The sequence below is a fragment of the Pseudomonas sp. LD120 genome (assembly GCF_009861525.1).
Lineage (GTDB): Bacteria > Pseudomonadota > Gammaproteobacteria > Pseudomonadales > Pseudomonadaceae > Aquipseudomonas.
On the sequence record NZ_WVHL01000005.1, the window covers coordinates 163098 to 176416 of the forward strand.

Genomic DNA, 13319 nt, shown 5'->3' on the forward strand with positions numbered 1-13319 from the left:
CTTGCCCATGAACACCCAATCACCCTGGCATGCCGGCGAGCGGCAGCTTCAGACCCTGACCGGGGTGGCCGAGCGCATGCAAGCCTTCGGCGCCAAGATCATCCGTCCGGCAATGCCCGACCAGCACCGGCATTTCTACCAGCAACTGCCGTTGATCCTGGTGGGGGCGGTGGATGAGCAGGGCCATCCCTGGGCGAGCGTGCTGGAAGGTCCACCCGGCTTCGCTCAAGCGCCCCAGGCCGGTCTGTTGCGCCTGGACAGCCTGCCCACCGCCGACGATCCGCTGGTTTTGCACGAAGGGGCGGCGGTGGGCTTGCTGGGGATCGAGCTGCATACCCGGCGGCGCAACCGCCTCAATGGCCGGATCGGTACCCTGGATCGCGACGGTTTCAGCGTGAAGGTGGAGCAGTCCTTCGGCAATTGCCCGCAGTACATCCAACTGCGCGAGCTGCGGCAGGTGGCCCTGAGCGACCCCGCCAGTCGTCCGGTTCAGCGTCGCCAGGACCTGGACCCGGCGGCCCGGGCGCTGATCGGCACTGCCGACACCTTCTTCGTGGCCAGCTACGTCGACCTTGATGGCCAGCGCGCGGTGGACGTGTCGCACCGTGGCGGGCAGGCGGGGTTTGTCCGGGTCGAGGGTAACTGCCTGACGATTCCCGACTTTGCCGGCAACCTGCACTTCAACACCCTGGGCAACCTGCTGCTCAATCCGCGGGCGGGCTTGTTGTTCATCGATTTTCGCAGCGGCGAGCTGCTGCAGCTCAGCGGGCGCACCGAGCTCATTCTCGACGGGCCGCTGATCGCCGCCTTTCAGGGCGCCGAGCGGGTGTGGCGCTTTTACCCGGAGCAGATGGTCCGCCGACCGGGCGCCCTGTCCCTGCGCGGGGAGCTTCGGGACTTTTCCCCCAACAGCCTGCTGACCGGCAACTGGCCCCAGGCCGAGGCACGGCTGCGGGCGGCGGCCCTGGGTCAGCAATGGCGGCCCTTGCGGGTGACGCGTATCGAGGACGAAAGCCGCAGCATCCGTTCGTTCTACCTGGAGCCGGCCGACACTGCCGGAGCGCCAGGCTTCCTGGCGGGCCAGCACCTGCCGTTGCGGTTGACGATCGACGGCCAGCCGCTGATCCGTACCTACAGCCTGTCCAGTGCGCCATCCGACGCTTTCTTGCGGATCAGCGTCAAGCGTGAAGGGCGCTTCTCCAGCCATTTGCACCGGCAGCTTGAGGTGGGCGACCTGCTGGAGGTGCGTTCGCCCCAGGGCCGCTTCAGCGCCGATCCGCTGGCATCGCGACCGCTGGTGCTGCTGGCGGCCGGGGTTGGTATCACTCCCTTGCTATCGATGCTGCGGGAGGTGGTGTACCAGGGCCTGCGTACCCGCCGCAGCCGGCCCTGCTGGCTGATCCAGAGTTCGCGCAGTCTCGCCGAGCAACCCTTTGCCGCCGAGCTGCAAGCCCTGCAGGCGCAGGCCGGGGGAGCGTTGCGGCTGCTGCGCCTGCTCAGCCAGCCGGAAGCGCAGGCGCGGCCGGGCGTCGATTTCGATGGGGTTGGCCGCATGCACGTTCAACAGCTACTGGCACAGCCGGATCTGGACTTCGACAGTGCCGACTTCGTGCTCTGCGGCCCCGGCGCCTTTACTCAGGATCTGTACGACAGCCTGCGGGACCTGGACATCAACGATGAGCAGATCCACGCCGAAACCTTCGGCCCCTCGACCCTGCGCCGTCGGCCCGATCCCCTGGCGCCAGCCTTCGACCAGCCGCCGGCGGCCACCGCAGCGGTGCTGGTGCGTTTCCAGCAGGCGGCTAGAGAGCTGAGCTGGCAGCCCGCCAGCGGCAGCCTGCTGCAACTGGCGGAAAGCGCCGGCCTGCGCCCGGAGTTCAGTTGCCGGGGTGGTTCCTGTGGCACCTGCCAGACCCGGCTGATCAGCGGTCAGGTCAGTTATCCACAGGTGCCAGCGCAGAGGCCCGAACCCGGCCAGGTGCTGATTTGCTGCGCCGTTCCGGCGGCTGTGGATAACGACGCCGCGCCTTTGATCCTCGACCTGTAGCAGGGCAAAAAAACTCCTCGCCAGCGATTGCCGCCGGCCCCGGCCCTGAGTAGGCTGGCGCGATCTCAAGGCCGGGTATTGGCCTCGCACCCGGCGCTCCAGGGTCTTTTTCGCGTTAAAGGGAATCAACGATTCATGCTCCCCCGGGCCTTTCTCCGCTTCTGTGCCCTGTTGCTTTGCGCCTTGCTGCTCAGCGCCTGCGGCAATGACCATCAGCCGGCGCTGGACCAGCAACTCTACATCTGGCAACGCCAGTGGACCCCGGCCCACGCCGCCGCGCTGGCCCAGTCCCGGGCCGACTTCTCCACAGTCCGGGTCCTGGCCCTGCAGGCTTTTCCACAGGCCGGCTGGAGCCGTGCGCGGATCGACGCTGCCTTGCTCAAGCAGGATGGGCGGCCGTTGATCGCGGTGGTGCGCCTCGACGGTCAACTGCCGTCCCTGGATCAGGACGAGATCATCCGCCAAGTCCAGCAACTGCTGGCGCACTGGCAGGAGCAGGGCCTGACCCTGGCCGGGGTCGAGATCGACCACGATGCCGGCACCGCGCGCCTACCTGCCTACGCCAAGCTGCTGGAGCACTTGCGGGCGGCGCTGCCGACCAACCTGGCCCTGAGCATCACCGCCTTGCCGGCCTGGCTCGACAGTCGCGAGTTGCCCGGCGTGCTGGCCAGGGTCGACAGCAGCGTGCTCCAGGTGCACGCCGTGAGCGATCCACGGCGCGGCCTGTTCGATCCACTGCAAGCCGAGCAATGGGCCCGGCGGTGGGCGCGGATCAGCGCCAAACCCTTCTATCTGGCCTTGCCCGCCTACGGCGTCGCCTTACTCCCCGGGGCCGAAGGCGCGCCCCTGGTGGAAAGCGAGGCGCCGCTGCAGCGGGCGGGCGAGCGCCAGGAGCTGATGGCCGATCCCGAGCAACTGAGCCAACTGGGCCGGAGCCTGCGCGCCGATCCGCCGCCCCATCTGGCCGGTCTGATCTGGTTTCGCCTGCCGCTCAAGGGCGATGTGCGGGCCTGGAGCCTGGAGACCCTGCGGGCGGTGGCCCGGGGCGATGCGCTGGCCGGCCAACTGGGCATCCGCCTGGAGGAACAGGGCGGCCTGTTCGATATCCGTCTGAGCAACTCGGGCAACCTCGACCGTCCGCTGCCTGAACAACTGACCCTGGCTGTTGCCCAATGCGACGGATTCGACGGGCTGGGCGGCTATTCCGCACAGCTGCGCGACGGCCAGTTGCTGTTGACCCGGCAACGCAGCGGCCGTCTGGCCGCAGGCGCCAGCCGCGCCGTGGGCTGGGCCCGCTGCACAAAAATCGACCAAGGAGCTGCGCATGTTCGTCCCTAGATCCCGTCACCTGCTGTGTCTGAGCCTGTGCCTGCCCCTGGCCCCGGCCCTGGCCTGTGGGCCGACTTTCCCCATGCGCCTGCTGGACGACCGGCCACAGCATCTGGCGCAGTTGCCCGAAGGCAGTTTCCGCTTCGAAATCAGTCGCCTGGGGCAGCCCATCGCCGGGCTCAAGGCGATCACCCAGAGCGCCTTCCAAGTCGATTACAGCCTGCCCGACAGCTACTCGGTGCAAGCGCGCGACTGGGCCGAACGGCAAGGTTTGGCCCCGGCACAGCAAGTCTTGGTTGGCCAGTTGCGCAAGCTCGATGACGCGCGCCTGGCACAGCAGCAAGGGGCCAGCCTGCCGCCGGAAATCAACCTCTACACCGCCGGCGCCGTGGCTTTTGGCGCCGGGGATCATGCACTGGCGGCGGAGTATTTCCGCCAGGTGCTGGCGCTGCCCGCCGAGCAGCGCGCCCTGCGCAGTACCTGGGCCGCCTACTCCCTGGGCCGGGCCCTGCAAGCCATCAGTGAAGAAGCCAACGAGCTGGATGATCAGGGGCGCAGCGACACCTTGCTGGCGGCACGCCGGGCCTTCGCCCAGACCCGCCAACTGAATATCGACGGCTTCAGCGACCCCCTGGACCTGGGCATCGCCAGCCTGGGGGAAGAGGCGCGCATTCTGAAGAGCCAGAACCACTGGAGCGAGGCCATCGACTTCTATGCCAGCCAGAACCTGCTGGGTTCGGACGTCGGCTACAGCTCGCTGAAGCAGGTGGTGGGCGAGTTGGGCGGCTTGTCGGACGCGCAATTGCGGGAGCAGCTCAAGCAGCCTTTGGTGGCGCGCTTGCTCACCGCTTCGCTGGTCTCGCACCAGGGCTGGTCCTTCGGCGAGCGGCCGGAGTCCGAGCTGAAGCTGATCAAGCTGCTGACCCAGGGCACCGCCGGCAGCTTCGACAACGCCGACCGGCTGGCGGCGCTGAATTATCAGAATGGCGATTTCGCCACCACCCAGCAGCTGCTCGAGCATGCCGGCGACGGCGGCCTGGCCTGGTGGCTGCGGGCCAAGATGGCCCTGCGCAACGGCGACAAGGTGGCGGCTGCGGCGGCCTACGCCAAGGCCGCCGCAGCCTTCCCCCGAGACGAGAGCTGGGGGGTTCGCGGTGATTACGACGGCAATTACGAAGACCTCAAGCCCGGCTGCCGGGTTGAAGGCGAGAGCGCCTTGCTGGCCCTGGATCGTGGCGACTACGTGCAAGCCTTCGAGCTGCTCTACCGCAGTGGCGACATCTACTGGCACGACGCAGCCACCGTGGCGGAGCGGGTGCTGACCCTGGATGAACTCAAGCGGTTCGTCGACACTCAGGTTCCCGCGCCACCGCCGACGCCCAAGCAACCCGATGCCTACTACGAGAGCCTGCCGATTGCCGCCCAGGTGCGCGAACTGCTTGGCCGGAGGCTGTTGCGTGAGGGCCGCTACGAAGAGGGCTGGGGCTACTTCTACACCCCCGAGCGTCAGGCCATCGCCAAGGCCTACGGCGAGTACCGGCACCGGGCCGAGTCGGCCTGGCTGCCCACGCGCCGGGCCGAGGCTTATTACCAGGCTGGCAAGCTGGCCCGGGCGGCGGGGATGGAGATCCTGGGTTACGAAATGGGTCCTGACTATCACAGCCTCTGGGGCAGCTACAGTCTGGAGATCCCGCCGGTACAGGCCGGGCCCTTTGTCAGCGCCGATGAAGTGCAGCGTCAGCAAGCCACCACCGCCGAGCCCGACATGCGCTACCACTACCGCTACGTGGCCGGTGAACTGGGCAACCGAGCGGCGGATTTCCTGCCTCACACCAGCCAGGCCTATGCCGCGGTGCTGTGCAAGGCGGCGCGCTGGACCCGCGGCAGCGATGCCGAGGTCGCTTACTACCGGCGCTACGTGAAGAACGGTCCCTTTGTGGAATGGGCCGGCAATTTCGGCATGAACTGCCAGGAGCCGGACTTCGGCAGCGCCAACAAGCGCTACCTGACCCAGTGGCTGTCGGTCTCTCGCTCGGCGCTGAGCGAGCACAAGCTGGCGGCGGGCGCGGGGGCCGGCGTGGTACTGGGAGCCGCCTATTTGATGTGGCGCCGCCGCGCAAAGACGGCATAAAACCCCGGCAAAGCGTCGCCTGGTGTAGCCGCTGCCGCAGGCTGCGAATGGTCTAAGCGGCACTCCGTCGAAGGAACACGGGGGCCTGGGGTTACCCAACAAAGCCCTGCCGGCCTCTTCGCAGCTTCGCCTGGTGTAGCCGCTGCCGCAGGCTGCGAATGGTCTAAGCGGCACTCCGTTGAAGGAACACGGGGGCCTGGGGTTACCCAACAAAGCCCTGCCGGCCTCTTCGCAGCTTCGCCTGGTGTAGCCGCTGCCGCAGGCTGCGAATGGTCTAAGCGGCACTCCGTCGAAGGAACACGGGGGCCTGGGGTTACCAAACAAAGCCCTGCCGGCCTCTTCGCAGCTTCGCTATGGCTCAGCAGCGGCTACAGAGATCGATATAGCAAAGATCGATGCAGTCGCGGTCCTGGCCGTCGTCAGGCCTGTTGGACAAAGCTCAGGCGCACGGCAAAGCCGATCAGCAGGCTGCCGAACAGCCATTGCTGCAAGCGCTGCGCCGAAGGGTTGCGCTGCATCCAGCGGCCCAGTCCGGCGCCAGTCAGTGCATAGCAGCAGTCGAACAGCCCGCCCACCGCCACCAGCAGCAGACCCAAGGTGAAGAATTGCGCGCCCACGGCACCGGTGTGTGGATTGATGAACTGCGGCAGCAGCACCGAGCAGAACAGCAGCGCCTTGGGGTTCAGCAGGTTGGTCAGCAGGCCGCGCTGGATCGCCTGGCGCCAGCGCAGGGGCGTGGCTGCCGCGCCGGCGCTGTCGAGGCTGGGCAGCAGGTTGGCGCGCAGGCACTGGATGCCGATCCACAGCAGGTAGGCGGCGCCCGCCAGGCGCACCAGGTCGAAGGTCCAGGGCGCGGCCTTGAACAGCGCCGCCAGGCCCAGGGCGGCCAGGGCCACATGGCAGCCCCGGGAGATCGCCAGGCCCAGGGCGGTGGCCAGGGCCTGGTTCTTACCCTGGCGGGCGCCGGTCTGCAGCAGCAGGATCATGTCGGGGCCAGGCAGCAGATAGACCACCGCCAACGCCAGAAAATACAGCCACAGTTGCGCCACGTTGCCCCCTTTTGTTCGTCGAGTCGGTGGGCTCAGTTTAGGGCCATGGGGCCGGGCAGGTGCTTGCGTAATCAGCCAGCAATGGGGTGGAAATTGGCATAAAATTTCAGTTCTCAATGGAATGACCAGCCGGATATGCCAAACATGAAACTCGATGCCTACGACCGCAAGATTCTCGCCGCCCTGCAGCGTGATGGCCGCTTGAGCAACGTTCAACTGGCTGAGGAGATCGGCCTGTCGCCGTCACCCTGCCTGCGCCGGGTGCGAATGCTGGAGGAGGCCGGGGTGATCCGCGGCTACCAGGCGACCCTGGACCGCGATGAAGTGGGGCTGGGATTGACGGTGTTCGTCGGGGTCAAGGTGGAGCGACACAACGACGCCGAGGCCGAAGCCTTCCGCCAGGCGGTGTTGCGACTTCCGCAAGTGATCTCGGCGTTCCTGGTGTCTGGCGAGTCGGATTTTCTGTTGCAGGTGGTGGTCCCGGATCTGCGCGGCTACGACCGGTTTCTCACCGGCTGCCTGCTGAAGATCCCAGGGGTCAGCGATATCCGCAGCAATTTCGCCATTCACACGGTAAAAACCCCAGGGCCCTTGCCTCTGGGGTATCTACCCAACTGATGATCCCGGCCAGTCAGCAAGCGCGTTGTTGTTCGTGGCGAGGGAGCTAGCTCTGGCCCGGTCGGCTGGCGCCCCGGCGCGTGGCGGTCTTAGAACAGGTTATGCAGTGTCAGGCACTCAGTGCTGGCCGGGTCTGGGGCTTGCGTTGCAGCCCCGCGCGAGCAAGCTCGCTCGCCACGGTGCTCAGGTCCACCAGTAGCGCACCAGGTGGAAGAAGATCGGTGCGGCGAAACACACCGAATCCAGGCGATCGAGCATGCCGCCGTGGCCCTCGATCATGTGCCCCCAGTCCTTGACCCCGCGATCACGCTTGATCGCCGACATGACGATGCCGCCGGCAAAACCCAGCAGGTTGATCAGCAGGGCGATCAGGAACGACTGCCAGATGTTGAACGGGGTGATCCAGAACAGCGCGCCGCCGATCAAGGACGCCAGCAGGATGCCGCCGACAAAGCCCTCGACGGTCTTGGACGGCGACAGGTTGGGAGCGATCTTGCGTTTGCCGAAGAGTTTTCCACAGACGTACTGCAGCACATCCGAGAGCTGCACCACGATCACCAGATAGGCGATCAGCAGCAGGTTGCGGCCCTCGTAGCCGGCGATGTCCAGGGTCAGCAGGGCCGGCACGAAGGACACGCAGAACACCGCGATCATCAGCCCCCACTGGACCTTGGAGGCTCGCTCCAGGAAGTGCGTGCTGTCACCGCCCAAGGACGCCAGGATTGGCAGCAGCAGGAATACATAGACCGGGATGAAGATCGAGAACAGCCCGTACCAGTCGTAATAGATCAGCAGGTACTGCAAGGGCAGGGCCAGGTAGAAGGCCGCCACCAGGGCCGGGTAGTCGCTGCGCCGAGTCGGGGTCAGGGTGAGGAATTCGCGCAGGGCGTAGAACGACACCGCGTAGAACAACAGGATCACCGCCGCCGTGCCGAGCCAGAAAGCGATGCCGATCACCAACACCATCACCCACCAGGCGTTGATCCGCGCGTTGAGGTTGTCGATCACCGGGTTGGGCGCGCCACGGCTGCGCCACTGGAGGATGAAACCGACCAGCGAGGCCAGTACCAGAATGGCGCCGATGCCGCCGAACAACATCAGGGTCTGCTTATCCATGTCAGTTGTGCTCCGGGGCCAGGGCCAGCAGCGCGGCGCGGCTGCGTTCGAGAAAGTGTTCCTTGCTTTCATCCTCTTCCAGGCTCAGTGGCGCGCCGAAGCTGATGGTGCACAGCAGGGGCAAGGGCAGGAAGTGACCCTTGGGCATGACCCGGTTGAGGTTGGCGATCCACACCGGAATCACCTCCACCTGTGGATAACGTTTGGCCAGGTGGTAGATCCCGCTCTTGAACGGCAGCAGGCCGTCTTCCGGGTTGCGCGTGCCCTCCGGAAAGATGATCAGCGAGTCGCCCTGGTCCAGGGCATCGAGCATCGGCTGCATGGGATTGTTATCCACAGCCTCCTTGCGCTCGCGGTCGATCAGCACCCCGTTGAACACGCGGTTGATGATGTAGCGGCGCAGGGCGCTTTTCTGCCAGTAGTCGGCACCGGCCACGGGCCGGGTCAGCTTGCGCAGGGCCGGCGGCAGCGAGGCCCAGAGCAGCACGAAGTCGCCATGGCTACTGTGGTTGGCGAAGTAGATCCGCTGCACCGGTTGGGGCGTTGAGCCGAGCCACAGGCTGCGGGCCCCGGTAATGCTGCGGGCGGCGGAGGTGATGAGATTGGCAACCAGGGGGTCGAACATGGGCATTCCTTATCCGGCGAAGGTCAGCCAGGGGCTGACCAGGATCACGCTCACTAGCACCAGCAGTTGTGCCGCCAGCAGCAATGCCTGACGACGCAACAGGCCAAGGGCCCCGCGGCTGCGTTGGTTCCAGGGCCGACCGCTTTTTTCCGCGGGCTGCAGGCCGAGGGCGCTCAGGGCCTGGTCCAGGGCCTGGGTGCTGTGTTCGAGGGACGCGGGGCCATCGGCCACGCGCTGAAACAGGTCGGCGTCGAAGGCCACCCGCAACGCCAGGTACTTTTCTACCAGCCCCAGCAGTATCAACGCCAGGCTGGCGCTCAGACCGACGAGGGTGACACTGGCCAGCAGGTACTGGCCCAGGCCATACAAGGCGCCGAGCAGGGTCAGACCTGTGGATAACTGATCCAGGGCTCGGCCCCGGCGCAACAGGCTGGCGACGCTGTACAGCTGCATTTCAGTGGACATGGGCCGCTCTCTTGCTACTGATCAGGGTTTCCAGCGCCTGCCGATGGGCCGCTTGCAGGACGATCTGCGGACGCGCTCGCCGGATCTGCCCAATGGCCGCGTCCACCGTCGCGGCGCGACCGCTGTGCAGCAGCCAGGCAGCAATCGCCGTGGCGCTGCGCGAATAACCCAAGGCGCAGCACACCAGCAGTGGCCCCTGTTGGCGCAGGCGCTCAACCGCGTGCGCGGCTTCCCGGCATTGTTCGGGGCTGAGGGCACACAGGTCCAGCACCGGCAGGCTCTGGTAGGCCCGCAACGGCTGGCTGCTCAAAGACAGCTCGGCGCACAGGTCGAGCACCGCGACAAACGGGCTGTCCTTGAGCTCGGCTGTTGTCGGCAGACGGCCCAGCCAGACGTTATCCACAACCTGATCCGGCTGTGGATGTTTTTTTGTCCACAGTCGTGAATTGATCCAGGCCGCGGCCAGATAAGGCGCCAGCAGCCAGCGCGCTGCCGGACTCAGGCGCCCGTCCTGGCGTTTCTGGAAGCCCTTGGCCCCCAGCAGCGCGTAATTCAGGGCCACCAGCAGCAGCGCCACCGCAGGCCAGATCAACCACAACGCGGTGCCGCCCCAAGTGAAGGCGGTCACCCCTGACAACGCTGCGCCCAGGCCGTACCGCAAGGCCAGTTGTCGACGGCGCGGGTCCTGAGCCAACCTTGCGCTGAACAACGGACTGGGGCGATCCAGCGGCCACAGCCAGACGCACAGCCAGCCGGCCAGGGCGCCGGTGGGCACATCGACGAAGTGGTGTTGATAAGTGGTGAGCACCGACACCCCGATCAAGGCGAACCAGCCGTGCACCAACCAGCGCCAGAAGCCCTGGCTATGCCGGGCGTAGCAGACCCACAGCACCACCAGCAGGGCGATGTGCAGCGACGGTGCCTGGTTGAAGGGCTTGTCGAAGCCGGCCAGCACCTCGAACAGCCAGCCGAACACCCCGTCCAGCTCCGGCCGGGCAAAGGTGAAGCGCAGCGGCCAGAGCAGGAAGCAACTGACCGCGATCAGTTGGGCGGTGAGCAGGCGCAGGGCGTGGCGCTTGAGTTCCTCCCGACTGCGCGGCAGCAGCAGGGAGAGGCCGTAGAGCAGGTCGATGGACCAGTAGGGCACGATGGTCCAGGCCCAGAACGGCATTTGCCGCTCCCAGTCGAAGACCAGGCTGCCGACGTCGTCCCGTTGCGCGGTGACCCAGGTGGCGAAGCCGTAGGTGCTGAAGAACAGCGGTGCCAAGAGCAGCAGCCAGAGCACCGCCGGTTTCAGCAGGCCTGGCTCCCGCGCCGGCAAGGCGCCCGTGCTCATCATTGCACCCGTTGCGCCAGGGATACGCTGAAGATCCCCCATTCATCCACGCGCATGGTGATCTTGCGAAAGCCCGCGGTCTCCACCAGCTGATCCATTTCCGCCTGGGTGCGGCGGCGCATGACCCAGGCCTGGCCTTCGCGGTGGCTGGTCAGGGCGCGGGCGATCAGTTCCAGTTGCGGGTGCCACGGCTGGCCGGTGTACACCAGGTAGCCGCCGGGTTCCACAGCGCTGGCCAGGCCGGCCAGGGAGCCGCCGACCATCTGGTTGTCGGCGAACAGTTCGTAGAGCCCGGAGACCACCGCGAGGGTCGGCTTGGGATCAAGGGCGGCGAGGTCCTCACGGTCGAAGGCGTTGCCTTTGACGAAGCGGGCGATCTCACCCAGGCCCTTTTCCTGGATCAGGGCACTGCCGTCGCGCACGTTGATGTCGCTGTAGTCGCGCAGCAGGATCCATTCCGGCAGCGGGCTGACCCCTTGCAGGGCTTCGAGGATGTAGCGGCCGTGGCCGGCGGCGATGTCGACGATGCGCACTTCGCGGTCCTGCTCACGCAGTTTTTCCATGGCCAGGCGCAGCAGTTCTTCCACGTGCAGCTTGCGCTGGCGAATGCCGCGCCAGCCGATGGAGTTCAGGTAGTTCTGGTCGATCAGCCGACCCAGCGCCGACTGCCCGGTGGGCTGGTTGCGGTAGACGTAGTCCAGGGTGCTGCCGGAGTCGAAGCCGGTGTCGAAGCCCAGCTTGACCCCCGCCGACACTTGGCTGCCCAGACGCATGCTGGCGCGGGTGGCGCGCCAGTACAGGTCGCGCAGGGAGTTGCGTGGCAGCGGCGCGGCCAGGGCTTCGGATTCGGCGCAGGTCAGCCCCAGGCGGTCGGCGTCCAGCAGGGCAGGGCGGTTCAGTGGGCGCTCGAAGTTCTGCAAGACAAAACGGCGGATGCTGGCCATGGCCGGGGCGCGGTTCTTTTCCCCCAGGGTGTCGTGGAAGAACCCGGGAAGAATGTGTTTTTCCTTGTGCAGGCTGCCCAGGCGCTCGAAGAACTGCTCCTGGGGCTTGCGGTGCACCACGAAGTCGGCGCCGGAGATCAGTACCTGGGTCGGCACTTGGATCGCTTGGGCGTCGGCCACCACGCGGTCGGCGGCGTCATACAGCCCCAGCAGCACATTGACCGAGATGGCCTTGGTGATCAGCGGGTCGGCGTCGTAGCTGCGTACCCGTTCCGGGTCGTGGCTCAGAAAGCGCGCCTTGACGTAGCTGTTGACGAAGAAGTTGCCGCGAAAGCGCCGCATCAGGGCCAGGCCGGAACGGGCGAAAGGCACGTACAGCTTGACCTTGAATGCCGGCGAGGCCAGCACCAGGGATCGAATCCGTGGGGCGTAGTCGTGAACCCAAGTGGAGGCAATCACCGCGCCGACGCTCTGGGCCACCACGGCAATGTTCTCTTCGGCGATCTGGTGAGCACTGGCCAGGTGGTCGCAGAAGGTCTGCACGTCACGCACGCTGGTGGCGAAACTCGGGCTATCGCCCCGGGCGCCCGGCGACTGGCCGTGGCCACGGGCATCCCAGGCGAAGAAGTCGAACTGCGGCAGGTTCAGCTCGTCCACCAGATGGGCAATGCGCCCGGAGTGTTCGTGACCGCGATGGAACAGCATCACTGCCTGCCGCGGTTCGCCAGGGGCCACTTCAGTGGCCGGCCAGTGGCGGTAAAACAGTTCGACGCCGTCATGGGTCCGGAACGTCTGGTGTTGAGCGTCGCGCATTGCCATTTCCTTATGCAGAGGGAGCGTTGTGCTGAACTTCTTTGAGGCCCTGGCGGACCCGATTGATCAGGGTGTAGACCAGCAGCGCGGCGACCAGCGCCAGCACGCTGTTGATCCACAGGGCGCTGAGCCAGCCCAGGGCAATGCCGGTGGCCAGCACGCCGAGGATGAAGGCCCGGTCACTTTTGCCCATGGGCCCGTCGTAGCGCCGTGACGCGCCGACCATCGGCCCGAGCACCCCGGCGTATTCGCTGAACAGCGCCAGCAGGCTCACGGCCAGCACCAGTAGCAGGCTGACACCCGGAAGCAGGGCGAAGGGCAGGATCAGCGCGCTGTCGGCGACCACGTCGCACAGTTCATTGAGGTAGGCGCCCAAGCGTGACTGCTGGCCGAATTCCCGGGCCAGCATGCCGTCGATGGCGTTGAGCGCCATGCGCAGGATCATCCACAGAGGGATCAGGGCGAATAACCAGGCGTGGTTGGCGAAGGAGGCGATCAATGCGCCGACCAAAAGCGAGATGACGGCAGCCAATACGGTGACTTGGTTGGCCGTGGTGCCGTTGTCGTACAAGCGCTGCACCAACGGCCGCAGCAGGTTCTGAAAGCGCGGTTTGAGCTGGTAAATCGAGAGCATGATGGGACGGTTCCTTGTCGCACGCAGGGAGTAAGGCTGGATTATTGCCTTAAATGCCAGGGGGCTGACACCAGGAGTTTCTGCAGATGCTAACAAGCAGTCACTGTGTCTACGACGCACGTAATAGATGAAAAGGCATGGAGCGCGACAAAAATTTCACTCGGCTCGTTATAGAGTAACGGTTTGTTTCAAGTTTATTCGGCCCGGGATTT

The 13319-nt window shown here is 66.0% G+C and carries 11 protein-coding genes; 4 read left to right on the forward strand and 7 right to left on the reverse strand.

From position 1 onward, the window contains the following. The first annotated feature begins 7 nt into the window (after positions 1–7). The 3 genes from PLD_RS15050 (at position 8) to PLD_RS15060 (ending at position 5507) form a co-directional block, all read left to right on the forward strand. On the forward strand, positions 8–2047 hold the full coding sequence (locus tag PLD_RS15050) for a pyridoxamine 5'-phosphate oxidase family protein (protein ID WP_159893997.1): 2040 nt from the start codon (positions 8–10) through the stop codon (positions 2045–2047). 135 nt (positions 2048–2182) lie between these two features. Next, entirely contained in the window at positions 2183–3385 is a 1203-nt protein-coding gene (locus tag PLD_RS15055) for a DUF3142 domain-containing protein (protein ID WP_159893999.1), read from the forward strand. Further along, positions 3372–5507 (forward strand): hypothetical protein, encoded by a 2136-nt coding sequence (locus tag PLD_RS15060; RefSeq protein ID WP_159894001.1) that lies wholly within the window; start codon positions 3372–3374, stop codon positions 5505–5507. The genes PLD_RS15055 and PLD_RS15060 overlap by 14 nt, the downstream gene beginning before the upstream one ends. 419 nt (positions 5508–5926) lie before the next feature. Here the strand turns inward: PLD_RS15060 and PLD_RS15065 are convergent, their stop codons facing one another. Then, positions 5927–6556 carry a LysE family translocator gene (locus tag PLD_RS15065; RefSeq protein ID WP_159894003.1) on the reverse strand — a complete coding sequence of 210 codons (630 nt, stop codon included), beginning with the start codon at positions 6554–6556 and terminating at the stop codon, positions 5927–5929. Positions 6557–6700: 144 nt separating this feature from the next. Between PLD_RS15065 and PLD_RS15070 the strand changes: the two genes are divergently transcribed. Next, positions 6701–7174: an Lrp/AsnC family transcriptional regulator gene (locus PLD_RS15070; RefSeq protein WP_159894005.1), complete on the forward strand. Its 474-nt coding sequence runs from the start codon at positions 6701–6703 to the stop codon at positions 7172–7174. 183 nt (positions 7175–7357) lie between these two features. Here the strand turns inward: PLD_RS15070 and PLD_RS15075 are convergent, their stop codons facing one another. From PLD_RS15075 to PLD_RS15100, 6 genes are read right to left on the reverse strand one after another with little or no spacing between them, the layout of a single operon-like run. Continuing rightward, on the reverse strand, positions 7358–8290 hold the full coding sequence (locus PLD_RS15075) for a phosphatidate cytidylyltransferase (protein ID WP_159894007.1): 933 nt from the start codon (positions 8288–8290) through the stop codon (positions 7358–7360). A gap of 1 nt (position 8291) precedes the next feature. Further along, entirely contained in the window at positions 8292–8915 is a 624-nt protein-coding gene (locus tag PLD_RS15080) for a 1-acyl-sn-glycerol-3-phosphate acyltransferase (protein ID WP_159894009.1), read from the reverse strand. Positions 8916–8924: 9 nt separating this feature from the next. Further along, positions 8925–9380 (reverse strand): hypothetical protein, encoded by a 456-nt coding sequence (locus PLD_RS15085; RefSeq protein ID WP_159894011.1) that lies wholly within the window; start codon positions 9378–9380, stop codon positions 8925–8927. Then, entirely contained in the window at positions 9370–10716 is a 1347-nt protein-coding gene (locus PLD_RS15090; RefSeq protein ID WP_159894013.1) for a phosphatase PAP2/dual specificity phosphatase family protein, read from the reverse strand. The genes PLD_RS15085 and PLD_RS15090 overlap by 11 nt, the downstream gene beginning before the upstream one ends. Next, positions 10716–12473: a bifunctional alpha/beta hydrolase/class I SAM-dependent methyltransferase gene (locus PLD_RS15095; RefSeq protein ID WP_159894015.1), complete on the reverse strand. Its 1758-nt coding sequence runs from the start codon at positions 12471–12473 to the stop codon at positions 10716–10718. The genes PLD_RS15090 and PLD_RS15095 overlap by 1 nt, the downstream gene beginning before the upstream one ends. 10 nt (positions 12474–12483) lie before the next feature. Next, the gene (locus PLD_RS15100; RefSeq protein ID WP_159894017.1) at positions 12484–13107 is read right to left on the reverse strand and encodes a CDP-alcohol phosphatidyltransferase family protein; all 624 of its coding nucleotides are present in this window, start codon (positions 13105–13107) and stop codon (positions 12484–12486) included. Between the last annotated feature and the right edge of the window lie 212 nt (positions 13108–13319).